The organism is Pseudomonas sp. R4-84 (genome assembly GCF_054130985.1).
Genome location: NZ_CP096390.1, coordinates 1,887,563 through 1,911,523, shown reverse-complemented (window position 1 = coordinate 1,911,523; position 23,961 = coordinate 1,887,563). Strand labels below are relative to the sequence as shown.

Below are 23,961 nucleotides of genomic sequence, written 5' to 3'. Positions count from 1 at the left end.
GGATGGATATCGGGATGATTCGTGGCCTGGGCACCGTCGTCGTGATGGTGGCCTTCATCGGCCTGGCTCTGTGGGTGTTCAGCCCCAAGCGTAAGTCGGAGTTTGACGACGCGACCTTGCTGCCGTTCGCGGACGATCCCGAAGCCATCAAGCACGTCGAGCAAGCTTCTAGGAGTAACAAAGAATGACTACGTTCTGGAGTCTGTACGTCACAGTCCTCAGCCTGGGAACGATCTTCGCCCTGACCTGGCTGCTGCTGTCGACCCGTAAGGGCCAGCGCAGCGAAGCCACCGAGGAGACGGTCGGCCACTCCTTCGACGGGATCGAGGAGTACGACAACCCGCTGCCGAAGTGGTGGTTCATGCTGTTCGTGGGCACCATCATCTTCGCCCTCGGCTACCTGGTGCTCTACCCCGGCCTGGGTAACTGGAAGGGCCTGCTGCCAGGCTATAACTACCTGGACACCGAAAAGCAGACCCCTTTTGCCAACGGCCAGACCGGCTGGACTGGCGTGCATGAATGGGAAAAGGAAATGGCCCGCTCGGATGCCAAGTTCGGTCCGATCTTCGCCAAGTTCGCTTCCATGCCGATCGAAGAAGTCGCCAAGGACCCGCAAGCCTTGAAGATGGGTGGCCGCCTGTTCGCTTCCAACTGCTCGGTCTGCCACGGTTCCGACGCCAAGGGTGCCTATGGCTTCCCCAACCTGACCGACGCCGACTGGCGCTGGGGCGGCGAGCCGGAAACCATCAAGACCACCATCATGGGCGGCCGTCACGCCGTCATGCCGGGCTGGGCTGCCGTGGTTGGCGAACAAGGCGTCGCCGACGTGGCCTCCTACGTCGTGACCGGCCTGCACGGTCGCAAACTGCCGGAAGGCGCCAAGGCGGATCCGGCCAATGGCCAGAAACTGTTCGCAGCCAACTGCGTGGCTTGCCACGGTCCGGCCGGCAAAGGCACGCCCGCCATGGGCGCACCTGACCTGACGCACCCGGCCGGCTTCATCTACGGTTCGAGCTTCGCCCAGCTGCAGCAGACCATCCGCTACGGTCGTCAAGGCCAGATGCCGGCCCAGGCCGACATGCAAGGCAATGACAAGGTCCACCTGTTGGCCGCCTACGTCTATAGCCTGTCACATGGCGAAAAGGCTCCGGCCGCTGACGCTCAGTAAAGCAACTCCCTGCTACACGAAAGGCCCCGCCAATCCATTTGGCGGGGCCTTTTTTATCGGCCTTCGAAACATGTCGAGCCTGTTTCCCCTTGCCTGCACTTGGCGCCAGAAGTAACGTGCCTACATTCAGTTTCCATGGGGTACGCCACCATGTCCGTCACTACCATTTCCAGCCGCGAATTCAACCACGACACAAGTGGTGCCAAAAAAGCCGCCCGTGAAGGGCCGGTGATCATCACCGATCGTGGCAAGCCGGCCCATGTGCTGCTAAGCATTGAGGAGTACCAGAAACTGACCGGCATTGGCGCCAGTATTGTCGAGTTGCTGGTCATGCCCGACGCGTCGGATATCGACTTCGATCCCGAACGTGCCGTCATCACTCCCCGATCGGTCGACCTGTCCTGAATGTTTCTACTCGATACCAATGTCATCTCGGAGCTGCGCAAACCCCAAGCCGACAAGAACGTGCAGCCTTGGGCACGCAGCGTCCCCGCCCCCAGCCTCTACGTCTCGGCCATTACCGTGTTGGAGCTGGAAACGGCGTCTTGCGCATCGAACGCAAGGACCCGGTGCAAGGCAGTCGCCTGCGCGCATGGCTGGACAACCACGTCATGCCCACGTTTGCCGGCAGGATTCTCGCCGTCGACCGCGCCGTTGCGCTTCGCTGCGCACGTCTTCACGTTCTCGACCGCAGCAATGAATGCGATGCTTTGATTGCCGCCACCGCGCTGGTTCACGGGCTGACCGTGGTGACCCGCAACGTGACGGATTTCCAGAGCAGCGGCGTGGCGTTGCTCAACCCTTGGTCAAGCTGATAACACAACGGACTCACCACTTAACGCCAGGGAGACAGGCGCAATGAAAGGCATCGAACCACCCAAGCATACAAGCGCCAGTTTGAGCATCGTCCATGTCTGACGCGCTCTGGGCTGCCCGCCTGGGCGACGCGCTGAACCACACTTCAATGATGGCCGACATTCTCGGCGGCGTGCTGGAGGTGGCGGCGAACATCGCGATCACTGCCGTGGCGACCGCCGCGGTGGTCGCCGCCACGGGCATTACCGTGGTCACTGGCGGCCTGGGCTGCTTCGTGCTCGGCCTGGTGGTGGGAACGGTGGTCGGCCTGGCCATGAGCAAGACCGGGGCCGATAAAGGCTTGAGCAATATATGCGAAGGCATCGGCAACGCCCTCTTTCCGCCCACGGTGCAGGCCAACATCCTCACCGGGTCCACCGACACCCTCACCAACAACATACCCGCCGCCCGCGCCGCCGGGGCGATTCAATCCCATGTCGCCCCGGCCGGCACCGAGCTCGAAGCCTCCGAGCCAGAAGAAGAACCCAGCTACCTGGACATGGCCGGGTCATTCTTCTCGCAGATGTGGCGTCCTACCGTCGCCACGCCCGCGCCGGGCGCCGTACCCAAGCCCGAAGACTTGGTCATCTGCACGAAGCACCCGCCGATGCCCCCGCAATTCATGGCCGAGGGCTCGGACAAGGTCACCATCAACGGCCAGCCCGCCGTGCGCAGCGGCGACCGCAGCACGTGCGACGCGACGGTGGTGTCGTCCGGGCTGATCTCACCGGACGTGACCATCGGCGGCGGTTCGGTGGTAGTGCGCGAGATCCGCAGCGGCAAGACCCCGGGCGTGGGGTTGGCGGTCACGGCGCTTTTGATGCTCAAGGGCGGCAAAGGCAAGTTCTTCAGCAAATTGCCCTGCATGTTGGTGGGCGGCGCGGTGTCCATGGCCGCCAGCAGTGCGGCGAACGCGGCTGCCAACGCCGCCCTGGGCTCGCCGAACCCGGTGCATGCCGCCACCGGCGCCAAGGTGCTGGGTGGTGATGAAGAGCTGGACTTCGTCTTGCCCGGCATCCTGCCGATAAACTGGCAGCGTTTCTACAACAGCCGCGACGAACGTCACGGCAGCCTGTTCGGTGCCGGGTGGAGCGTGAGCTATGAGGTACAGGTCGAAATCCTCCCTCACCCCGACGGCGGCGAAACCCTGGTCTACACCGATGAACAGGCGCGCCCCATCGACATGGGCTCGATCCCATTGGGCGGCGCGGTGTTCAGCGCCGGCGAGGGTCTGGCCGTGCGCCGTCACGCGAACGGGCAATTGCTGATCGAAAGCGACGACGGCCTGTACCGTTTGTTCGAACCCACGCCGGTCAACCCGGCACACCTGCGCCTGAGCCAACTGGGTGACCGCAACGACAACCGTATCCACCTCGACTATGACGACGCCGGACGCCTGGTACGGCTGCGCGACACCTTCGATCTGGTGCAGGTCGAGTTGATTCGCGAAGGCGAACGCGTCAGCCGGATCGAACGTCTCTATCCTGATCAATCGCGGGAAGTGCTGGTCAGCTACGCCTACGACGCCGCATGCAACCTCGCCGAAGTACGCGACGCTGGCAACCAGATGCAACGGCGTTTCAGCTATGACGGCGGGCAGCGGATGGTCGAGCACCAATTACCCACCGGCCTGCGCTGCTTCTATGAGTGGGCCTTGATCGAAAGCCAGGAATGGCGCGTGGTCCGGCACTGGACCGACGAAGGCGACGCCTACCAGTTCGACTATGACCTGCACGCCGGTATCACCCGCATCAGCGACAGCCTGCAACGCGTCAGCATTCGGCACTGGAACAGCCAGCACCAGATCATCCGGTTCAGCGACAACCTCGGCCAGACGTGGCTGTTCGAATGGAATGATGAACGTCAGTTGCTCAGCGCCACCGATCCACAAGGTGGCCAGTATCAGTTCAGCTATGACGATGCCGGCAATCTGATCAGCGAAACCGACCCGATGGGCCGCAGCGAATCCACCCTCTGGCTCGAACATTGGGGACTGCCGCTGGTGGACACCAACGCCGCCGGCCACAGCTGGAAATACCGCTACGATCAACGCGGCAATTGCACCGCGCAAACCGACCCGCGGGGCCACATCACCCACTATCGCTACGACGCCCACGGCCAGGTCGTGGAAATCATCGACGCCACCGGCAAAAACAAAAAGCTGCGCTGGAACCCGTTTGGGCAATTGGTTGAACACGTCGATTGCTCGGGTTATCCGACGCGTTTCAGTTATGACCAGCGAGGCTACCTGCAAACCATCACCGATGCCCTCGGCGAGCGCACCCAATTCAGCTACGACGCCCAAGGGCGCTTGCTCAGCAGCCAATTGCCGGACGGCCGCACCGAGCACTACCAGCGCGACACCGCAGGCCAACTCACCGGCTACACCGACCCGGCCGGGCACACCACGCGCTACCAACACAACCGCCGCGGCCAGGTCCGCCTACGCACCGACGCCCAGGGCCGGCAAGTGCAGTTCGCCTACGACAGCTTCGGCCGGCTGCAAGCGCTGACCAACGAGAATGGCGAGAGCTACCGGTTTGCCTGGGATGCTGGGGATCGGTTGAGCGAGCAACAAGACCTGGATGGCAGCGCCAAACGCTACGACTACGACCGCCTCGACAACGTCGCGGCAGTGACGGCGATGCCTGCACCGTACGGCACGGGCCTGGCGCTCATTCCCGAAACACCGCCGGCGCCCATCGTCCATCGCCTGGAACGCGATGCCGTGGGTCGGCTGATCGCCAAAGTCACCGACGACGGCCGCACCGAATACCGCTACGACCCGCTGGACCAACTCACCGCCGTCACCTTCACCGACCTGCAAGGCAACGCGCAAACCCTGAGCTTCGCCTACGACGCCCTCGGCCAGTTGCTCGCCGAAAACAGCGCCGCCGGCAGCCTGCAACACCACTACGACGAACTCGGCAACCTGATCCAGACCCAACTGCCCGATGGCCGCTGGGTCAACCGCCTGTACTACGGCAGTGGTCATCTGCACCAGATCAACCTCGACGGCCAGGTCATCAGCGACTTCGAACGCGACCGCCTGCACCGCGAAGTGCTGCGTACCCAAGGGCAGTTCAGCACCCGCAGCGAATACGACCGCAGCGGTCGCCTGCGCACGCGACAACGCCGCCACAGCGGCCAACCCTCGCTGTTGCCGGCGGCGGTGCAAAAACACTTCGAGTACGACCCCGCCGACAACCTCATCGGCAAACTCGACCAGCAACCCGCCGCGCAACAGCGCCAGCTCCTGCACTACGACGCCACCGGTCGCATCATCGCCAGCCAGGACAGCCTGCACGGCCAGCGCGAAACCTTCACCTACGACGCCGCCGCCAACCTGCTGGACGGCCCGGCCCCCGGCGCCGGATTGGTGGTGCACAACAAACTGCTGACCTACCAGGACAAGCGCTACCGCTACGACGCCTTCGGCCGGATGATCGAAAAACGCAGCGCCAAACGTGGCGTGCAGCACTTTGCCTACGACGCCGAAAGCCGCTTGATCGAGGTGCGCAATGACAACGGCAGCGTGGTCAAAATGGCCTACGACCCGCTGGGCCGGCGCATCGAAAAAACCGAACACGACAGCCACGGCTACCCGCTTGGGGAAACCCGCTTCACCTGGGATGGCATGCGCTTATTGCAGGAAAGTCGATACAACCAGACTAGCCTTTATCTTTATACGGATAACACCTACGAACCCCTTGCGCGGATAGATGGATACGGTGCGCATCAGAAAGTCCGTTATTACCACAACGACCTGAACGGCCTGCCCGAACAACTCACAGAAGTCGACGGACGAAGCGTCTGGCAAGCTCGCTTTGAGGTGTGGGGTAACCCTCTTCAGGAAATTCGTGAACCCTACTTCATTGAAGAGCAAAACCTGAGGTACCAAGGACAGTATCTCGATCGAGAAATTGGGCTGCACTACAACGTTCTCAGGTTTTACGATCCTGACGTGGGTCGCTTCACTACGCCCGATCCAATAGGCTTGGCTGGAGGCCTAAATTTCTATGCCTATGCGCCCAACCCTATCGGCTATGCAGACCCTCTAGGCCTTGCAGTCGACCCGCTGATAAAACTGAAAGACCGTGGGTACACCGGCGTCACGAAGACACCTGGTGGAGGTCTCGACTATTCTGAAAGTAACGCGCTTTACAACAAAAAATCCGGCGTGAACCCAATCGTTAGAATTGAATACACTGGCGACTACGGGAAGGACTTCGAGGCCGCAAACAAGGCGGCCAAGTTGAGTCAAAAAACTACGCCATCCGGCCACGTATGGCACCACTTGGATGATTACGACCCGAAGACCAACACAGGCACGATGCAGCTCATCAAGCAAAACGCCCACAGCGGCATAAGCCATAACGGCGGTGTAGCTCAATACAAAGCAGCTACGGGCAAGGCCTACACCCACCCAGCTCGTTTCAAGAGCAGAACAAAAGGAGCATCCAAATGCGGCTGACCCTCGAAGAATCCGAACACGCCCTCTCTGTGCAAGAGTTGAATGAGTTCCAAGAAAAATTCAATGTGGAATTACCGACAGCCTTTAGGCAATTTTATCTAAAGCACAACGGCGGCGATTTGGCTGAGAGCAATAGCGAGAATGATTTTTTGCTGGGTGGATTCACTCCGATCAAATACGGACAAGCCCCTATCGAAACGGTCTATCGAGACTTGACGGACGACGTTCCGTCGTTAAAGCAAATGATCCCCTTTGCGTACGATCACGGTGGCAATTCCTTCCTCTTATCCGTTAAGGAGGCTGACTTCGGAAATATTTACCTGTACTTGATGGATGAAGAAGATCTGGCGTTCGTATGCGAATCATTTGAAGAATTCCTCGCTGAACTCACGGGTCAATAGAGCCATGCGTCATCGCTGGACAGGCTTAGTCTACACACGAGCCCGTGAAGCGATAGCCTCACGAGGCTCGCTCAGGTCTGCGCCATGAGTATGGAAATTCGCAAGCATCTGGAAGTGAAACTACTGGCGGCGCTGCAGCAAACAACGTCAGCCCACTTGGACCTGAAGGCCAGCAAAAACAAACTTGGCCTGCTCGCTGCCAAGGAAAAATTTGGGGAAATCTACGTTCAACACCTAACCAAGGCCGACGGCTATTACGCGGGGTTGGAGCTCTATACCCGCGAGGCCTTCAGCTTCTGCAAAGAGCAATCCCCGCCCTACGAGAGCCGCCTGCTGAATGCATCGTTTTTATCGAAGAGCTCCTTGTCGGAGCAAGCAAAACAATTCGGTGACGAGCCGGGCGGCATCATCAGGACCCCGTCCCCTCAAGCCATCAGCGCAACCGTCAAGAAAATAAGCGAACGGCTCGAGAAATTTTACCTGCCCAAGGCAGAGCACAGCGTTCTTGGCTCCCCCACATTAATCGATGACGTGTTGGCCGAGCCGGATAACTATGCGTTCCCATTCCTGACGATTGTCTTTGTAGCGCACAAAAATAATCTGAGCCTGGATTCGGATTTGCTCAAGAACGCTCTGGCCACTAAATCAATATTCGGAAACAAGCAGTTCGACTTGCCGCTTGCGAAAAACTACTAGGCGCAGGTTAAGCGCAAATTCCCGTGGCGAGGGAGCTTGCCCTTGCTGGGCTGCACAGCAGCCCCAAAAAGGCAGGCGCATTCCTACAGAAAAAACGCTGCGCCACCGAGCGAAAGCAAGCTCCCTCGCACCGAATCCAGGGCATTACGAAGGCTTGTTTATTCTCCCTGCGCAATGCTTCCGACAAGCTACGAATCCTTGCGCCATTGCCTACAACTACGCCAGAATCCGCCTGCTTGTGCGCCTTGCCCATGGGTTTTATCGTTTCCCTGCCACTGCCCATCAGTGGTCGGGCTTGGCGGCCCGGTACACGAAAGGCGCAACAGCCCCCAATATGATTGCAATGTCTCTGGCATTTGGCACTCCTATGTTATGGCGGGTTGCGCAAGGATCCCTTCGGGGATGCCGGGTTCCTTTCGTGCCGGTCCGCCAACCTTGCGTAACCCGTCACCCCACCTGCTTGGCGGCAGACGGTGATGGTTCCTCTTACGAAAGGAGCTGCACCATGTTCAAAATTACACCGAATCCCCCCGAAACAGAGCGCATCTCTGCGTCCACTCAATCCAAAACGAAGAAACAAGACGAAGCAGAAAAGCGCGCCTTGGATTACTACCTGCTACCGAAACCGGAAAAGTCCGAAGATGCATCCAAACCGGACCTGCTCTTCATCGTGGCAAAAAACGCCGACAACGAATGCCTGCTCGCTAACCTCAGCGAAAACCTGGCATCCGCTGACGCGATGATCAGCAACCTAGCCTTCGACCTCGAAGGCCCCCGCCGCCACATCGCCCTCGGCATCCAGCAATTGATCGAACTGAGTTCAATGCTGGCCAGCCGTGTACTGGATAACGTCGACCCACGCTAGCTGCTACACCACCTCCGTGGCGAGGGAGCTTGCTCCCGCTGGGTGGCGAAGCCGCCCCAAAACAGACCGGCGCATCCCTACAGACACACCGCATCAGCCGGTTTACGACGGCTGCGCCGCCGAGCGGGAGCAAGCTCCCTCGCCACGGATCGCCTACACCTCAAAAGCAAGCGTGTAACCCGCCCTCACCAACCTGCAAGGCGACGTGCAAACCCTGAGCTTCGCCTACGACGCCCTCGGCCAGATGCGATTCAGCACGTCCAGTATGTGCGCAGTACAAAATCCGGAGCCACCTACAAGCTTGACTACCATCCAGGCGGCAGCCCTACCCAGCCCAACGTCCATGGAAATGATTATTGGAAGGTCTATAAAGTCAATAAAGCCGGTGAAGATGTTGTATTCGGCAGGATTGGACATAGTGACTTTAAAAATTATGACCCTCATAAAAGACTGACCCGTATACGTAAACGGCACGCTAATGAACGGTGGAACTTAAATGATTGATTTTGCAGGCGACATAAAATCCAAGCATTCAATTGCGAACATTTTATTGCAAGACAATATCTCGACCTATATGAATGAGCTCTATGAGCATCATAAAGTCGAGATAAAGAGCTACACGCTACCTGACGGTGAAACTAGAACAGCGTACGTAATCGATAGTACGCTCACCCTCTCAACCCTTCCTGACGGAACAATTTTTTCAATCGGTTGCAACGCGCGATACAAAGGGCTTTACGAACATACGCTTTCCACAGGGATGCCTTTTGACCAGATAAAAAAGTTGACCGAACGCCAGCGCATATTCAACGGCGTCATAATCCTCAACGAGGATTTCGGACTCTGCTATGTCCTACCAGCGCCTTATGACGAGATAGCTGACAGCATCGAAAACATACCGCCGACGCTAACGCTGGATGAAATTTACATATCCGACTTTTCTTCCTGGCTTCATAAACCGCAATAACATAAACCATCAAATTATCCGTCTGAATGCCAGCTAGAAAGAGGCAGCGCGGAACGCTGGCTGAGCACAAGATTTGAGGCGAAACGCAGATCCCCTGACGAGGGAGCTTGCTCCCGCTGGGTGGAGAAGCCGCCCCAGCCATCCAATACTCCACCAACGCCATACGCTGTCTATAGTCAATTGATCCAGGTCATGACTTGTTACATCCGTTACACCATTCGGCCCAGACACCCAACGCGACCAAAGGTCGCACCCTTGAGCCAGAGCGACAGGCGTATCATTGCGCCACTGCAACACCCTTTCTGACCGTGGTCGGCACGTACTGGCCTCGGCATTTTTCCACTGCCGTGGGATGCAATTGATGAGCAACCAGATTCCGGTACATGACGTTACCCCGCCTGCCAAAGACGCCAACAAAAGCGTCGACCTGTACGCCTCTCGGGAGAAAATCTACACCCGCGCCTTCACGGGCCTGTTCCGCAACCTGCGAATGGTTGGCGGGGGGTTTCTGTTCCTGCTGTATTTCGGCACGGTCTGGCTGAATTGGGGCGGTCACCAAGCCGTCTGGTGGAACCTGCCTGAACGCAAATTCTTTATTTTTGGTGCAACCTTCTGGCCCCAGGACTTCATCCTCCTCTCCGGCATGCTGATCATCGCCGCCTTCGGCCTGTTTTTCATCACGGTATATGCCGGGCGCGTCTGGTGCGGCTACACCTGCCCGCAAAGCGTCTGGACCTGGATCTTCATGTGGTGCGAAAAGGTCACCGAAGGCGACCGCAACCAGCGCATCAAGCTCGACAAGATGTCCATGAGCGCCAATAAATTCCTGCGCAAATTCGCCAAGCACAGCCTGTGGCTACTGATCGGTTTCGTCACCGGCATGACCTTCGTCGGTTACTTCACCCCGATCCGCGAACTGGTGTTCGAGTTCTTCACCGGCCAGGCCGATGGCTGGTCGTATTTCTGGGTCGGATTCTTCACCTTGGCCACTTACGGCAATGCCGGCTGGCTGCGTGAACAAGTGTGCATCTACATGTGCCCTTACGCCCGCTTCCAGAGCGTGATGTTCGACAAAGACACCTTGATCGTTTCCTATGACCCGCGTCGCGGTGAAAGCCGTGGCCCGCGCAAGAAAGGCATCGATTACAAGGCCCTGGGCCTCGGCGATTGCATCGACTGCACCATGTGCGTCCAGGTCTGCCCCACCGGCATCGACATCCGCGACGGCTTGCAGATCGAGTGTATCGGCTGCGCGGCCTGCATAGATGCCTGCGACAACATCATGGACAAGATGGATTATCCGCGCGGGCTGATCAGCTACACTACCGAACACAACCTCTCGGGGCAAAAAACCCATAAACTGCGCCCGCGCCTGATCGGCTACGCCTTGGTGCTGCTGGCCATGATCAGCTTGCTGGTAACGGCGTTTTTCATGCGTTCGCTGGTGGGTTTCGACGTCAGCAAGGACCGCGTGCTGTACCGCGAGAACGCCGAAGGTCGGATCGAGAACGTCTACAGCCTGAAGATCATGAACAAGGACCAACGCGACCATACGTACGTCCTGGAAGCCGCCGGCCTGCCTGATCTCAAGCTCGAAGGCCGACGGGAAATCAAGGTCGCCGCCGGCGAGATCTACAGCCAGCCGGTCGAATTGTCCAGCGCACCTGAACAATTGCCATCGAGCACCAACGAGGTGACCTTCATCCTCAAGGATGCCGATGACGAAAGCGTCCATGTTGAAGCCAAGAGCCGGTTCATCGGCCCACAGACTCGTTGAGAGAAATGAACATGCCTGCAGCAACTGCCACCAGCCCTTGGTACAAGCACCTCTGGCCGTGGATCATCATCGGTATCCTTGCCTGCTCGGTAACGCTGAGCTTGACCATGGTGACCATCGCGGTGAACAACCCGGATAACCTGGTCAACGACAACTACTACGAAGCCGGTAAAGGCATCAACCGCTCCCTGGAGCGCGAACTGCTGGCCCAGACCCTGCAATTGCATGCCAATGTGCAGCTGGACGACCTCACCGGGGAAGTCAACCTGCGCCTGGACGGCAACAGCCATCCCCAGACCCTCGAACTGAGCCTGATCTCACCCACCCAGCCGGAGAAGGACCGCAAGATCGTCCTGACCCGCAACGACAGCGAACCTGGGCGCTACGTTGGCCAATTGGCAGACAAGGTCGAAGGCCGGCGCTTTGTCGAACTGCTGGGGGCGCAGAACGAGAAGACCTGGCGCTTGTTCGAAGAAGAGCAGATCAACCACGAACAGGCCATCTTGCTCGGTGATGAACCGCTGCAAGGCGCTGAAGACCTGAAGAAATAAGCCGCTTTTATGCAGCAACCATGACCACCCCACGGCCCTGCTACCACTGCGCCCTGCCCGTCCCGCCCGGCAGTCGCTTCACCGCCGTTGTCCTCGGTGAAACCCGCGAGCTGTGCTGCCCGGGTTGCCAGGCGGTGGCCGAAGCGATTGTGGCCGGCGGTTTGGAAAGCTATTACCAGCATCGCAGTGAAGCATCGGCCAACCCCCAGTCCCTGCCGGTGCAGCTGACCGAAGAACTGGCGCTGTACGATCGCCCTGACGTGCAGCAATCGTTCGTTCGCCATGAAGGCGAGCTTTGCGAAACCACCCTGCTGATGGAAGGCATCAGTTGCGCCGCCTGTGGCTGGCTGATCGAAAAGCACCTGCGCGCTTTGCCAGCGGTGGCCGAGGCGCGACTGAACCTGTCCAACCATCGCCTGCACGTCCGCTGGGCCGACGCCCAATTGCCGCTGAGCACCCTGCTCGCGCAATTGCGCCAGATCGGCTACGCCGCGCACCCGTACCAGGCCGACCAGGCTTGCGAACAGCTCGCCGCGCAAAACCGTCTGGCCCTGCGCCAGCTGGGCGTGGCCGGCTTGCTTTGGTTCCAGGCGATGATGGCGACCATGGCCACCTGGCCGGAATTCAACATCGACCTGAGCCCGGAGATGCACACCATCCTGCGCTGGGTCGCGCTATTCCTGACAACGCCCATTGTGTTCTACAGCTGCGCACCTTTTTTCAAGGGTGCCATGCGTGACCTGCGCACTCGCCACCTGACGATGGACGTTTCAGTCTCCCTGGCCATCGGTGGCGCGTACATTGCCGGCATCTGGACCTCCATTACCGGTGTCGGCGAGTTGTATTTCGATGCCGTCGGCATGTTCGCCCTGTTCCTGCTGGCCGGCCGCTACCTGGAACGCCGGGCTCGGGAACGCACCGCTGCGGCCACCGCCCAATTGGTGAACCTGTTGCCGGCCTCGTGCCTGCGCCTGGCGGATGACGGCCAGAGCGAGCGCATCCTGCTCAGCGAACTGCATACGGGCGACCGGGTGCTGGTGCAGCCCGGGGCTATCCTGCCCGCCGACGGCAGGATTCTCGAAGGGCAGTCCAGCGTCGACGAATCGCTGCTGACCGGTGAATACCTGCCGCAACCCCGCCAGGCCGGCGATGCAGTCACGGCGGGCACGCTGAACGTCGAGGGCGCGCTGACCGTTCAGGTATTGGCCTTGGGGCAGGACACTCGTTTGTCCGCCATCGTCCGCCTGCTGGAACGCGCCCAAGGCGAGAAGCCGCGCCTGGCGGAAATCGCCGACCGCGCCGCCCAATGGTTCCTGCTGTTCTCTCTGGTTGCCGCCTCCGCCATCGGCCTGTTGTGGTGGCATCTGGATGCTTCGCGCGCTTTCTGGATCGTCCTGGCGATGCTCGTCGCGACCTGCCCTTGCGCGCTGTCCCTGGCGACGCCAACCGCACTCACCGCAGCCACCGGCACCCTGCACAAACTCGGATTGTTGCTGACCCGCGGCCATGTATTGGAAGGCCTGAACCAGATCGACACGGTGATTTTCGACAAGACCGGCACCCTTACCGAAGGCCGCTTGGCGTTGCGCGCCATCCGCCCCCTGGCGGCGCTCGACAGCGATCAGTGCCTGGCCTTGGCCGCGGCCTTGGAGAATCGCTCCGAACACCCGATTGCCCGCGCCTTCGGCCGGGCGCCACTGGCCGCTGAGAATGTGCAGAGTTTTCCGGGACTTGGGCTTGAGGGCTTGGTGGGGGAACAGCGATTGCGCATCGGCCATCCCGGCTTTGTCTGCGACCCGAGTGGCGTTACCGTACCGGTGATGCCGGACGAACCTGGGCAATGGCTGTTGCTGGGGGATGATGCCGGGCCGCTGGCCTGGTTTGTCCTCGACGACCGTCTGCGTACCGATGCCCCGGCCCTTGTCGCGGCCTGCAAGGCGCGGGGCTGGCGCACGCTCTTGCTGTCGGGCGACAGCTCGCCGATGGTCGCCAGCGTTGCCACCGGACTGGGCATCGATGAGGCTCGCGGCGGTCTGCGCCCGGACGACAAGCTGGCCGTGCTGCAGCAGTTGCGTCAACAGGGCCGCAAGGTGCTGGTGCTCGGTGACGGCGTGAACGATGTGCCGGTACTGGCAGCGGCGGATATCAGCGTCGCCATGGGCTCGGCCACCGACCTGGCCAAGACCAGCGCCGACGCGGTACTGCTGTCCAACCGCCTCGAGGCCCTGGTTCACGCCTTCAGCCTCGCCCGGCGCACCCGTCGGGTCATCATCGAGAACCTGGTCTGGGCGGGGCTGTACAATGGCCTCATGTTGCCGTTCGCCGCCCTTGGCTGGATCACTCCCGTGTGGGCTGCGGCCGGCATGTCCATCAGTTCGCTGACAGTGGTCTTGAACGCGCTGAGGCTGACCCGCCAACCCAAGGTGCAGGTTCTTGATGCCACGCCCGATACCCGTCCGCAGCCGGCCTGAGCCGCGCGGGCATGGAGGTCCGACATGCCAGCTCTTTACGTAATGATTCCGGCCGCGCTGCTGATCGTAGCGATCGCCGTCTACATATTCTTCTGGGCCGTGGACAGCGGCCAATACGACGACCTCGACGGCCCGGCCCACAGCATCCTGTTCGACGAACAAGACCCGAACCATAAGGCCGCGGTGGAAGAAGCAAGCGGCGAGGCCCAGAAACCGGACGACAAGGCGCCGCCCCATGCTTGATCTGGCGCCGCTGTTGATATCGGCCGTCATCCTCGGCCTGCTCGGCGGCGGCCACTGCCTGGGCATGTGCGGCGGTCTGATGGGCGCCCTCACCCTGGCGATTCCCAAGGAACAGCGCAGCCGGCGTTTTCGATTATTGCTGGCGTACAACCTGGGGCGGATCCTGAGTTACGCCACGGCGGGCTTGCTGATCGGACTGGCCGGCTGGGCCGTCGCCAACAGCCCGGCGGCGATGATCATGCGGGTGCTGGCCGGTCTGCTGCTGATCGCCATGGGCCTGTATCTCGCCGGATGGTGGAGCGGCCTGACCCGTATCGAGGGGATCGGCCGGGGCTTGTGGCGACACATCCAACCCGTCGCCAACCGCCTGCTGCCGGTATCAAGCCTGCCACGGGCCTTGCTGCTCGGCGCGCTGTGGGGGTGGCTGCCATGCGGGTTGGTCTACAGCACCCTTCTCTGGTCCGCCAGCCAGGGCAATGCGCTGGACAGCGCGCTATTGATGCTCGCCTTCGGCCTGGGTACCTGGCCGGTGCTCCTCGCCACTGGCCTGGCGGCCGAGCGTGTCACCGTCCTGTTGCGTAAACGCAGCGTGCGCATGGCCGGTGGGTTGTTGGTGATCGTCTTCGGCATCTGGACACTGCCGGGGCCGCATCAGCATTGGCTCATGGGTCATTGACCGAGTCGCCTCCTCCTCAAGCAAATTTAGAGGAAATGAGCACATCATGATCGCAGCCCTGTGGCGAGGGAGCTTGCTCCCGCTGGCCTGCGAAGCAGGCCCCTACACCCCCAGGCAGAGACGCATGTAACTGATATTGCGTCTGCTGCGCAGCCGAGCGGGAGCAAGCTCCCTCGCCACGGATTTGAGTTGTCTGCACGAGCATCACCCTCGACGACTGCCAGCCCCGTTGACGCAAATCAACACGCCCTTTCCCACGCCCCCTAGACTCGCGACCATGCCAGCCTATCCGGGGAACGCCCGCATGCTCGACGCCATCCGTTGGGACTCAGACCTCATCCGCCGCTACGACCTGGCGGGACCACGCTACACTTCTTATCCTACTGCGGCACAGTTCGCCGGCCAGGTGGGCACCTTCGACCTGCTCCACGCCCTGCGCGACAGCCGCAAGGCACACAGGCCACTGTCGCTGTACGTGCACGTGCCGTTTTGCGCGAACATCTGCTACTACTGCGCCTGTAATAAAGTCATTACCAAGGATCGCGGTCGTGCCCACAACTACCTGCGACGCCTGGAGCAGGAAATCCAACTGATCGGCTGCCATCTGGCCCCTTCCCAACGGGTGGAACAACTGCACCTGGGCGGTGGCACGCCGACGTTCCTGAGCCACGACGAGCTGCGCCAACTCATGGCCAGCCTGCGCAAGCATATGAACCTGATGGACGACGATTCCGGCGACTACGGCATCGAAATCGATCCACGGGAAGCCGACTGGTCAACCATGGGCCTGCTGCGGGAGCTGGGCTTCAACCGGGTCAGCATCGGCCTGCAAGACCTCGACCCTGCCGTGCAGCGAGCCGTCAATCGCCTGCAGAGCCTGGAAGAAACCCGGGCGGTGATCGAAGCCGCCCGGACCTTGCAGTTCCGCTCGATCAACATCGACCTGATCTATGGCTTGCCCAAACAAACGCCGGAAAACTTCGCGCGCACGGTCGAAGAAGTCATCAGCCTGCAACCGGACCGTCTCTCGGTTTTCAATTACGCCCACCTGCCGGAGCGCTTCATGCCGCAGCGGCGGATCGATGGCCAGGACCTGCCTACCCCGGTGCAGAAACTGGCCATGCTGCAAGGCACCATCGAACAGCTGACCGCCGCCGGTTATCGCTACATCGGCATGGACCACTTCGCCCTCCCCGACGACGAACTGGCGATCGCCCAAGAAGAAGCGACCCTGCAGCGCAACTTCCAAGGCTATACCACCCATGGGCATTGCGACCTGATCGGCCTCGGCGTGTCAGCCATCAGCCAGGTCGGCGATTTGTACTGCCAGAACAGCAGCGACCTGACCCACTACCAGAACACCCTTGCCGACGGGCAACTGGCAACCAGCCGCGGGCTGGTGTGCAACGCCGACGACCGTTTGCGACGCGCCGTGATCCAGCAGTTGATCTGCCATTTCTCGCTGGCGTTCGCCGAGATAGAGCGAGACTTCAATGTCGACTTGCGCGGTTATTTTGGCTCTTTATGGCCGCAACTACAGACGATGGCAGCCGATGGGCTGCTCGAATTGACGCAGACCCATATCAACGTACTGCCCGCGGGGCGCCTGCTGGTGCGTTCTGTCTGCATGGTCTTCGACGGTTATCTGCAGCAACAAAACCGCCAACGTTTTTCCCGGGTCATCTGAGCGCGACACTTTGACGGGGACACCGCACTGGCCGGAGTTTGTGCGCTGGGTTACCCTTACGTCTTATGTGTGTTTTCCCACAAGGATTTAAGAAATGTCCGAGCCAGTCAAATCCCGCGCTCACAGCCAGGCCCATTGCAAGGATTGCAGCCTGGCCCCTCTATGCCTGCCACTTTCGTTGAATCTGGAGGACATGGACGCGCTGGATGACATCGTCAAACGGGGACGGCCGCTGAAAAAAGGTGAGTTCCTGTTTCGCCAGGGCGATGGCTTCGACTCGGTTTACGCAGTGCGCTCGGGCGCCCTGAAGACGTTCAACCTGAGCGACGGTGGCGAAGAGCAGCTCACCGGTTTCCATCTGCCCAGCGAGCTTGTAGGCCTGTCGGGCATGGACACCGAGACCCACCCGGTCTCGGCCCAGGCACTGGAGACGACTTCGGTGTGCGAAATTCCTTTTGATCGTCTCGATGAGTTGGCGGTGCAGCTGCCGCAACTGCGTCGACAATTGATGCGGGTGATGAGCCGGGAAATTCGTGACGACCAGCAAATGATGTTGTTGCTTTCGAAGAAAACCGCCGACGAACGCATCGCCACGTTCCTGGTCAATCTCTCGGCGCGTTTTCGTGCCCGCGGGTTTTCGGCCAATCAGTTTCGCTTGAGCATGTCCCGCAATGAAATGGGCAACTACCTGGGCCTGGCCGTGGAAACCGTGTCCAGGGTGTTCACCCGCTTCCAACAGAACGCGTTGATCGCAGCCGAAGGCAAGGAAATTCATATTCTCGACCCGATCCAGCTCTGCGCCCTGGCCGGCGGCTCGGTCGAAGGCTGACGCACTCGCGCGGCTGAGGCTTTCGCCCCGTCGCGCTATACTGCCGCGTTTGCAGCCAGCCAGGACACCTCGACGATGGTCTTCGACTCCTTCGACATCAAATCCCTGATCCGCCCCGTGATCGACTTCCCCAAGCCAGGCGTGATCTTTCGCGATATCACTCCGCTGTTCCAGTCGCCCACTGCCCTGCGGCTGGTCATGGACAGCTTCGCCCATCGCTATGTCGAGGCCGAGTTCACGCACATTGGCGCGATGGATGCCCGGGGTTTCCTGATCGGCTCGATCCTGGCCTATCAGCTGAACAAGCCGCTGGTGTTGTTTCGCAAACAGGGCAAGCTGCCAGCCGACGTACTGGCCGAGGGTTACCAGACCGAGTACGGCGAAGCCTTTCTTGAAGTGCACGCCGACAGCCTGTGCGAAGGGGATTCGGTGGTGATGTTCGATGACCTGATCGCCACTGGCGGAACGTTGATCGCCGCCGCCAACCTGATCCGCCGCATGGGCGCCAGGGTCCATGAAGCCGCGGCGATCATCGACTTGCCGGAACTGCTCGGCTCCCAGCGCCTGGAAGACATGGGCATCCCGACGTTCTGCCTGACGCAGTTCTCCCTCAGCGAAAAATAACCTGGCCAAATCACATAACCCATTGTGGGAGCGAGCCTGCTCGCGATGGCGGTAGATCTGTCGATACCTATACTGGCTGACACACCGCTATCGCGAGCAGGCTCGCTCCCACAAGGGATTCGTGTTGCGGCTACAACGCGATTGGCTTGCGCCCGGCAAACGAATGCGCCAGCGTCCCGCCGTCCACCAACTCAAGCTCCCCACCCAACGGCACGCCATGGGCGATGCGGGAGGCGACCAGGCCTTTATTGCTGAGCAGTTGGGCGATGTAATGCGCAGTGGCTTCGCCTTCGACCGTCGGGTTGGTGGCGAGGATGACTTCGGTAAACGTGCCCGCCTCCTCGATCCGCGCCATCAACTGCGGGATGCCGATGGCTTCGGGCCCCAGGCCGTCGAGCGGTGACAGGTGCCCCTTGAGCACAAAGTAACGGCCGCGAAAGCCGGTCTGCTCCACCGCATAGACATCCATAGGCCCCTCGACCACGCAGAGCAGGCTGTCGTCCCGTCGCGGGTCGGCGCATTGCGGGCAAAGATCGTCCTCGGTCAGGGTGCGGCACTGGCGACAATGCCCGACACCTTCCATGGCTTGGCTCAACGCCTGGGCCAGGCGCGAGCCGCCGCTGCGATCACGCTCGAGCAGTTGCAACGCCATGCGCTGGGCGGTTTTCTGACCCACGCCTGGCAAGGTTCGCAGGGCATCGATCAGTTGGCGGATCAAAGGGCTGAAGCTCATGGGGGAAACGTCCGACATAACAACGAGACGCGGTTTATACCCGCGCCTCCGATTAGCGTCAAATACTCAATCGCGCGCTACTCGCACCACCAACTTGCCGAAATTTCGCCCCTCCAACATGCCGATGAAAGCCTGGGGCGCATTTTCAAGACCGTCGACCACGTCCTCGCGGAACTTGACCTTGCCATCGCGCACCCAGGGCGCCATGGCGCTGATGAATTCCGGCTGGCGATCACCGTAATCATCGAACACGATGAAACCCTGGATGCGCACGCGCTTGGTCAACAGCGTGCGTTGTAGTTGCGGCAGGCGATCCGGGCCACTTGGCGGCTGATGATCATTGTAGGATGCGATCAAGCCGCAAAGCGGGACGCGCGCCTTGGCGTTGAGCAGCGGCACGACCGCATCGAAGACCTTGCCGCCGACGTTTTCGTAATAGATATCGATACCTTGATCGCAAGCCCTGGCAAGCTCTTCGGCGAAATTCGCGCTTTTATGGTCAATACAGGCGTCGAAACCCAGCTCATCGACCACGTACTTGCATTTTTCGCCACCGCCGGCCACCCCCACCACCCGCAAGCCCTTGATCTTCGCCACCTGGCCAACCACGGAGCCCACGGCGCCCGACGCCGCCGCCACGACCAGGGTTTCCCCGGCCTTGGGCTGGCCAATGTCCATCAACCCCATGTAGGCCGTCATGCCCGGCATCCCCAACACCCCCAGCGCCATCGAGGGGCTGGGCAAGCCGGAAGGGATCGGAATGACATCGCGGCCATCGCTGATGCAGTGGCTCTGCCAACCCGTGGCCCCCACCACCAGATCACCCTCTTGGAATTTCGGATGCATCGAGCGCTCTACGCGGCTGACGGCACCACCGGTCATCACCTCATCGATCTGCACCGGCGCAGCGTAGGAAGGCGCGTCACTCATGCGCCCGCGCATGTAAGGGTCCAGTGACAGGAAGAGCGTCTTGAGCAGGATTTGTCCTTCGGCCAGATCGGGCAACGTCACGTGTTCAAGTCGAAAGTTTTCAGGGGTTGGCGCACCTTGGGGGCGCGAGGCCAGCACGATGCGCTGATTGGAAATCGATGACATGGAGGCGTCTCCTAGTTCGTTGAGCGTACACGTATAGGGAGCAGACCATTGCCTTGGGGGCGCGTTCGATGTTTATGCCGGGATAGCACGGTGCAGCCTGCTCCGGACGGCGTTCCGACGAAAGCAGTCGAACAGAGACCCCATTGCTCCTGCCAGAAACAAAAATGCCAGGCGCGATGCCTGGCATTGTGTGTAGCCCATCCCGAGCGCGATGGCGAATCAGAACGGCAGTTTCATGCCCGGCGGCAGCTGCATGCCAGCGGTCATGCCGGACATCTTGTCCTGGCTGTTCGCTTCGATCTTGCGCACTGCGTCGTTGACGGCGGCGGCGAACAGGGCTTCGAGCATTTCCTTGTCGTCTTCGCTCAGGCCTTCGACCACGCTCGGGTCGATGCTGACGCGCTTGATATCGTGGCGACCGGTCATGACCACCGTCACCATGTCGCCACCGGATTTGCCGGTGACTTCAGCGTTGGCCAGCTCTTCCTGCATCTTGGCCATTTTTTCCTGCATCTGCTGCGCCTGCTTCATCAGGCCGGCCATGCCACCTTTCATCATGGTAATCACCTCGAAAGTACTTGGATAAACAACGCGCCCGGCCTGCCCGGCCCGGCGCCTTCAGTTATGAGCCCTGGGTGACCGGGGCCTCGACAGGTTCGATAGTATCGTGACGGACCACGGCGCCGAACTGTTGCATCATCTGTTGGATGAACGGATCGTTCTGGATCGATTCCTCGGCTTCGCGCTGACGGTCGGCGCGGCGCCGGGACGCGGCCTGAGCCGGGGTTTCCTGCTCGGGCTTGATCAGCTCGATGGTCAACGTGAGAGTGCGCTGGTGGTACTGGTTCAGCGCATCGTTGAGGCGACGCTGTTGGGTTGCGTTGAACAGCGCGCTGTGGGCCGGATCCAGGTGCAGCAGCCAATGGTCGCCCTCGACCGAGATCAAGGTGCAGTTGGCGGCGATGCTACCGGTCATGCCACTGATCTGCAGCTTGGGGAACAGCTCCAGCCATTGCAGGGCCAGCCCAGTGGCGGGCATTGCCGCCGGTTCAGGTTCTGGCTCCGGTGCCGGTTCGGCGGCATGTTCGCTGGCCAGGTCGTCCAGGTAGCTGTAGGCCGAATCGATGTCCGGCTCGATGTAGTCCTCGTCCAGCGGCGGCTCGTCGTCCAGATCGATGCCCGGCGTCGCGACCTCGACGTCGGCCACCGTCGGCTCCGGCATTGGCGCAGCCACCCACTCGGGTGCATCGGGCACCACGCTGTCGGGTGTCGGCAGGGGCATCGGCGGCAACTCGGGCTGCTCGGCGATGGTTTCCAAAACGGGCTCGACGGCGGGTTGCTGGATAACTTGCGGCTCGACCGGGTCGTTCCAAGGCAGGTCGATGACTTCTTCGGCGACGGGCTCGGGGAGCGCCTCGACGACCGGTTCGGGCTCTGGCTCAGGCGTGACGACAACAGGCGCCGGGGCCGGAATCGGCTGGGCTGCGGGCGCCACCGCCGTAAGAGCAGGAGCCGCTGCCGACGCAACAACGGGCGTGGCAGCCACTGGCTTGGCGGAATCAGCTGTGGCCTGGCTGATCCCCACTGGCTTTAGCGCTTGTCTCGGGGCGTCCGCGGTATCGGCCGGCCGGAACGCAAGCATTCGCAGCAGCACCATCTCGAAGCCGCCGCGCGGATCCGGTGCCAGTGGCAGGTCGCGACGGCCGATCAGGCCCATCTGGTAATAAAACTGTACGTCTTCGGCCGGCAGCGCCTGGGCCAAAGCCAACACGCGGTCCCGGTCGCCATGGCCGTTGTCGACCCCCTCGGGCAAGGCCTGGGCGATGGCGACACGGTGCAGCACGTTGAGAATCTCCGAGAGCACGCCATTCCAGTCCGGCCCCTGCTCGGCCAGGTGACGCACCGCTTCGAGCAATGCCTTTGCGTCCCCTTCGATGAGCGCAGTCAAAACGTCGTAGACCTGGCCGTGATCGAGGGTGCCCAGCATGGCACGCACCTCGGCGGCCATGACCTTGCCTTCGCCGAAGGCAATGGCCTGGTCGGTCAGGCTCATGGCGTCACGCATCGAACCGTCGGCGGCTCGTCCCAGCAGCCACAGCGCATCGTCCTCGAACGGCACGTTCTCGACGCCCAGCACATGGGTCAGGTGCTCGACGACCCGTTCCGGCGTCATGTTCTTCAGAGAGAACTGCAAGCAGCGCGACAAAATCGTTGCGGGAAGTTTCTGCGGATCGGTGGTCGCCAGGATGAATTTGACGTAGGGCGGCGGTTCTTCGAGGGTCTTGAGCAGCGCATTGAAGGAATGGCTGGAGAGCATGTGCACTTCGTCGATCAGGTAGACCTTGAAGCGCCCACGGCTCGGGGCGTACTGCACGTTGTCGAGCAGCTCGCGGGTATCCTCGACCTTGGTGCGGCTGGCGGCGTCGATTTCGATCAGGTCGACGAAACGACCTTCGTCGATTTCCCGGCAGACCGAACATTCGCCGCAGGGCGTCGACGTAATACCGGTTTCACAGTTCACGCACTTGGCGATGATCCGCGCAATGGTGGTCTTGCCCACGCCGCGGGTACCGGTGAACAGATAGGCATGGTGCAGCCGCTGGCTGTCCAAGGCATTGATCAGAGCCTTGAGCACATGGGTCTGGCCGACCATTTCGCGGAACGAGCGCGGACGCCATTTACGTGCAAGAACCTGATAACTCATCGAAAACCGTCGCAACGAAGGAACATAAGCGGCTAATGCTAGCGGAGCAGGGACGAAATTGCATCCGGTGCGCTCGTCTAATCTGGCTAAGCTAGGTTCAGCAGCTCGGTTGTCGACAGTTTTTTGTACAGTCAGGAGAGTTTATGCGTTCGGCCATGGGGGCTTTGCTGTTGTTGGGGACGGGGTGTTTCGCTGATGAGGTTCCCTTGCGTTTTGCCGTCACCGATGGCTGGGCCATGCCCATGGTGCAGATCGACAGAGGCCGCCCGACCCAGGGCATTCTGACGGACGTCATGACCAGCCTGGCGACCCAGGTGGGCATGCCTGCGCAATTCCATGTCCTGGCCCGCGCGCGGCTGGACAGCGCCATGGAGCAGGGCGAAATAGACATGCGCTGTTATGTCTCGCCTGATTGGGTGAAGGATATCGGGGGCGACTATCTCTGGAGCGTCCCGCTGTTCTTCCAGCGCGATGTGCTTGTCGGTTCGCCCGGCGCTCCCGCTGCCATCACGCCGTCGGCACTCACACAACAGTCCATCGGCACCGTGCTGAGCTACAGCTACCCCACCCTGCAGCCATTATTCGACAGTGGCCACCTGCGGCGCGACGACGCCCGCAGCCAGGATCAGGTGCTGGCGAAACTGCTGGCCCGGCGATACCGCTATGCGGTCAGCAATCAATGGGCGCTGGACTGGTTCAACCAGCGTCACAGCGCTGACCGACAGCTGCGCCAAGTCGCTGTCCTGCAGGAACAACAGTTGAGCTGCTATGTGCGCAATGATCCGAAGATTCCCGCACAGCGCATCCTGCGTACCTTGTCGAACATGAAGAGATCCGGGGAAATCGACGCGATCATCCAGCTATATACTGGCCGCAACGAAGGGTTGCGGGACGGCGATGCGTCTCCATGATCAACGGGCCGGGCCTGGCGCTGTGGTGGCGCCCTGTGGTTTCGTCAGCCACCGGCACGAGCGTGATATCTTAGAACAGGAGGTATCTGGCAAACCTTGCGAACGAAGGCCTGGGGGCGTTAAGGAGGCAACCCCACCAGCCACACCCCGGCACACAATGTTCCCGCTGTGGCTGCTTCCTTCCGGATCTGACCAGGTTCACGGGTAATCGTTGCGGGGGGACCGATGGGGTCA

At 60.9% G+C, this 23,961-nt stretch carries 21 protein-coding genes, 1 other RNA gene and 1 pseudogene; 18 read left to right on the top strand and 5 right to left on the bottom strand.

Annotated features, from left to right (window positions below; genetic code table 11):
* Positions 1-2: 2 nt before the first annotated feature.
* The 17 genes and pseudogenes from M1D68_RS08875 to M1D68_RS08795 all read left to right on the top strand — a co-directional run bounded on the left by M1D68_RS08875 (position 3) and on the right by M1D68_RS08795 (position 18,284).
* Positions 3-188 carry a CcoQ/FixQ family Cbb3-type cytochrome c oxidase assembly chaperone gene (locus tag M1D68_RS08875; protein ID WP_003183474.1) on the top strand — a complete coding sequence of 62 codons (186 nt, stop codon included), beginning with the start codon at positions 3-5 and terminating at the stop codon, positions 186-188.
* The gene (gene ccoP, locus M1D68_RS08870; protein WP_434563254.1) at positions 185-1,168 is read left to right on the top strand and encodes a cytochrome-c oxidase, cbb3-type subunit III; all 984 of its coding nucleotides are present in this window, start codon (positions 185-187) and stop codon (positions 1,166-1,168) included. The genes M1D68_RS08875 and ccoP overlap by 4 nt, the downstream gene beginning before the upstream one ends.
* A gap of 150 nt (positions 1,169-1,318) precedes the next feature.
* A complete protein-coding gene (locus tag M1D68_RS08865; protein ID WP_420764706.1) occupies positions 1,319-1,573 on the top strand; it encodes a type II toxin-antitoxin system Phd/YefM family antitoxin in 255 nt (84 codons plus the stop codon).
* Positions 1,574-1,983: pseudogene (locus tag M1D68_RS08860) on the top strand (PIN domain-containing protein).
* A 95-nt stretch (positions 1,984-2,078) separates the two neighbouring features.
* The gene (locus M1D68_RS08855) at positions 2,079-6,497 is read left to right on the top strand and encodes an RHS repeat-associated core domain-containing protein (RefSeq protein ID WP_457970042.1); all 4,419 of its coding nucleotides are present in this window, start codon (positions 2,079-2,081) and stop codon (positions 6,495-6,497) included.
* Positions 6,488-6,898 carry an SMI1/KNR4 family protein gene (locus M1D68_RS08850; RefSeq protein WP_434563250.1) on the top strand — a complete coding sequence of 137 codons (411 nt, stop codon included), beginning with the start codon at positions 6,488-6,490 and terminating at the stop codon, positions 6,896-6,898. Before M1D68_RS08855 ends, M1D68_RS08850 begins: the two co-directional genes overlap by 10 nt.
* A gap of 84 nt (positions 6,899-6,982) precedes the next feature.
* Positions 6,983-7,594, top strand: a complete 612-nt coding sequence (locus M1D68_RS08845; RefSeq protein ID WP_434563248.1) for a hypothetical protein — start codon at positions 6,983-6,985, stop codon at positions 7,592-7,594.
* 505 nt (positions 7,595-8,099) lie between these two features.
* Positions 8,100-8,459 (top strand): DUF6124 family protein, encoded by a 360-nt coding sequence (locus M1D68_RS08840; protein ID WP_434563246.1) that lies wholly within the window; start codon positions 8,100-8,102, stop codon positions 8,457-8,459.
* Between the two features lie 496 nt (positions 8,460-8,955).
* Positions 8,956-9,426, top strand: coding sequence for a hypothetical protein (locus M1D68_RS08835; RefSeq protein WP_457970040.1), 471 nt, complete (start codon positions 8,956-8,958; stop codon positions 9,424-9,426).
* Between the two features lie 361 nt (positions 9,427-9,787).
* On the top strand, positions 9,788-11,203 hold the full coding sequence (gene ccoG, locus M1D68_RS08830; protein WP_434563242.1) for a cytochrome c oxidase accessory protein CcoG: 1,416 nt from the start codon (positions 9,788-9,790) through the stop codon (positions 11,201-11,203).
* Between the two features lie 11 nt (positions 11,204-11,214).
* Positions 11,215-11,754: a FixH family protein gene (locus M1D68_RS08825; protein ID WP_457970039.1), complete on the top strand. Its 540-nt coding sequence runs from the start codon at positions 11,215-11,217 to the stop codon at positions 11,752-11,754.
* A gap of 20 nt (positions 11,755-11,774) precedes the next feature.
* Positions 11,775-14,225, top strand: a complete 2,451-nt coding sequence (locus M1D68_RS08820) for a heavy metal translocating P-type ATPase (protein ID WP_457970038.1) — start codon at positions 11,775-11,777, stop codon at positions 14,223-14,225.
* A 24-nt stretch (positions 14,226-14,249) separates the two neighbouring features.
* Positions 14,250-14,468 (top strand): cbb3-type cytochrome oxidase assembly protein CcoS, encoded by a 219-nt coding sequence (gene ccoS / locus M1D68_RS08815; protein WP_420764716.1) that lies wholly within the window; start codon positions 14,250-14,252, stop codon positions 14,466-14,468.
* A complete protein-coding gene (locus M1D68_RS08810) occupies positions 14,461-15,144 on the top strand; it encodes a sulfite exporter TauE/SafE family protein (protein ID WP_457970037.1) in 684 nt (227 codons plus the stop codon). The genes ccoS and M1D68_RS08810 overlap by 8 nt, the downstream gene beginning before the upstream one ends.
* 304 nt (positions 15,145-15,448) lie before the next feature.
* Positions 15,449-16,831 (top strand): oxygen-independent coproporphyrinogen III oxidase, encoded by a 1,383-nt coding sequence (hemN, locus tag M1D68_RS08805; RefSeq protein WP_457970035.1) that lies wholly within the window; start codon positions 15,449-15,451, stop codon positions 16,829-16,831.
* Between the two features lie 94 nt (positions 16,832-16,925).
* A complete protein-coding gene (gene fnr, locus M1D68_RS08800) occupies positions 16,926-17,660 on the top strand; it encodes a fumarate/nitrate reduction transcriptional regulator Fnr (RefSeq protein WP_420764719.1) in 735 nt (244 codons plus the stop codon).
* Positions 17,661-17,735: 75 nt separating this feature from the next.
* Positions 17,736-18,284, top strand: a complete 549-nt coding sequence (locus M1D68_RS08795; protein WP_420764720.1) for an adenine phosphoribosyltransferase — start codon at positions 17,736-17,738, stop codon at positions 18,282-18,284.
* A 130-nt stretch (positions 18,285-18,414) separates the two neighbouring features.
* Here the strand turns inward: M1D68_RS08795 and recR are convergent, their stop codons facing one another.
* The 4 genes from recR to dnaX all read right to left on the bottom strand — a co-directional run bounded on the left by recR (position 18,415) and on the right by dnaX (position 22,816).
* A complete protein-coding gene (recR, locus tag M1D68_RS08790) occupies positions 18,415-19,017 on the bottom strand; it encodes a recombination mediator RecR (RefSeq protein WP_181286939.1) in 603 nt (200 codons plus the stop codon).
* Positions 19,018-19,083: 66 nt separating this feature from the next.
* Positions 19,084-20,112, bottom strand: a complete 1,029-nt coding sequence (locus M1D68_RS08785) for an NADP-dependent oxidoreductase (RefSeq protein ID WP_457970033.1) — start codon at positions 20,110-20,112, stop codon at positions 19,084-19,086.
* Positions 20,113-20,331: 219 nt separating this feature from the next.
* Positions 20,332-20,670: a YbaB/EbfC family nucleoid-associated protein gene (locus M1D68_RS08780; RefSeq protein ID WP_003183512.1), complete on the bottom strand. Its 339-nt coding sequence runs from the start codon at positions 20,668-20,670 to the stop codon at positions 20,332-20,334.
* A 64-nt stretch (positions 20,671-20,734) separates the two neighbouring features.
* The gene (dnaX, locus tag M1D68_RS08775) at positions 20,735-22,816 is read right to left on the bottom strand and encodes a DNA polymerase III subunit gamma/tau (RefSeq protein WP_434563232.1); all 2,082 of its coding nucleotides are present in this window, start codon (positions 22,814-22,816) and stop codon (positions 20,735-20,737) included.
* Positions 22,817-22,959: 143 nt separating this feature from the next.
* Here dnaX and M1D68_RS08770 point away from each other — a divergent pair, with 143 nt between their 5' ends.
* Positions 22,960-23,727 carry a substrate-binding periplasmic protein gene (locus M1D68_RS08770; protein ID WP_457970030.1) on the top strand — a complete coding sequence of 256 codons (768 nt, stop codon included), beginning with the start codon at positions 22,960-22,962 and terminating at the stop codon, positions 23,725-23,727.
* Between the two features lie 131 nt (positions 23,728-23,858).
* On the opposite strand, the gene ffs is transcribed toward M1D68_RS08770, so the two are convergent.
* Positions 23,859-23,955: signal recognition particle sRNA small type (ffs, locus tag M1D68_RS08765), an RNA gene on the bottom strand.
* Positions 23,956-23,961 lie beyond the last annotated feature (6 nt).

Bases quoted from the DNA above. Each gene is read 5' to 3' on its own strand.
- M1D68_RS08855 (WP_457970042.1), top strand. From the start codon at position 2,079: ATGTCTGACGCGCTCTGGGCTGCCCGCCTGGGCGACGCGCTGAACCAC.
- ccoP (WP_434563254.1), top strand. From the start codon at position 185: ATGACTACGTTCTGGAGTCTGTACGTCACAGTCCTCAGCCTGGGAACG.
- M1D68_RS08810 (WP_457970037.1), top strand. From the start codon at position 14,461: ATGCTTGATCTGGCGCCGCTGTTGATATCGGCCGTCATCCTCGGCCTG.
- M1D68_RS08840 (WP_434563246.1), top strand. From the start codon at position 8,100: ATGTTCAAAATTACACCGAATCCCCCCGAAACAGAGCGCATCTCTGCG.
- M1D68_RS08770 (WP_457970030.1), top strand. From the start codon at position 22,960: ATGCGTTCGGCCATGGGGGCTTTGCTGTTGTTGGGGACGGGGTGTTTC.
- fnr (WP_420764719.1), top strand. From the start codon at position 16,926: ATGTCCGAGCCAGTCAAATCCCGCGCTCACAGCCAGGCCCATTGCAAG.
- M1D68_RS08825 (WP_457970039.1), top strand. From the start codon at position 11,215: ATGCCTGCAGCAACTGCCACCAGCCCTTGGTACAAGCACCTCTGGCCG.
- recR (WP_181286939.1), bottom strand. From the start codon at position 19,017: ATGAGCTTCAGCCCTTTGATCCGCCAACTGATCGATGCCCTGCGAACC.
- M1D68_RS08785 (WP_457970033.1), bottom strand. From the start codon at position 20,112: ATGTCATCGATTTCCAATCAGCGCATCGTGCTGGCCTCGCGCCCCCAA.
- hemN (WP_457970035.1), top strand. From the start codon at position 15,449: ATGCTCGACGCCATCCGTTGGGACTCAGACCTCATCCGCCGCTACGAC.
- M1D68_RS08795 (WP_420764720.1), top strand. From the start codon at position 17,736: ATGGTCTTCGACTCCTTCGACATCAAATCCCTGATCCGCCCCGTGATC.
- M1D68_RS08850 (WP_434563250.1), top strand. From the start codon at position 6,488: ATGCGGCTGACCCTCGAAGAATCCGAACACGCCCTCTCTGTGCAAGAG.
- ccoG (WP_434563242.1), top strand. From the start codon at position 9,788: ATGAGCAACCAGATTCCGGTACATGACGTTACCCCGCCTGCCAAAGAC.
- M1D68_RS08865 (WP_420764706.1), top strand. From the start codon at position 1,319: ATGTCCGTCACTACCATTTCCAGCCGCGAATTCAACCACGACACAAGT.
- M1D68_RS08875 (WP_003183474.1), top strand. From the start codon at position 3: ATGGATATCGGGATGATTCGTGGCCTGGGCACCGTCGTCGTGATGGTG.
- M1D68_RS08780 (WP_003183512.1), bottom strand. From the start codon at position 20,670: ATGATGAAAGGTGGCATGGCCGGCCTGATGAAGCAGGCGCAGCAGATG.
- dnaX (WP_434563232.1), bottom strand. From the start codon at position 22,816: ATGAGTTATCAGGTTCTTGCACGTAAATGGCGTCCGCGCTCGTTCCGC.
- ccoS (WP_420764716.1), top strand. From the start codon at position 14,250: ATGCCAGCTCTTTACGTAATGATTCCGGCCGCGCTGCTGATCGTAGCG.
- M1D68_RS08845 (WP_434563248.1), top strand. From the start codon at position 6,983: ATGAGTATGGAAATTCGCAAGCATCTGGAAGTGAAACTACTGGCGGCG.
- M1D68_RS08820 (WP_457970038.1), top strand. From the start codon at position 11,775: ATGACCACCCCACGGCCCTGCTACCACTGCGCCCTGCCCGTCCCGCCC.
- M1D68_RS08835 (WP_457970040.1), top strand. From the start codon at position 8,956: ATGATTGATTTTGCAGGCGACATAAAATCCAAGCATTCAATTGCGAAC.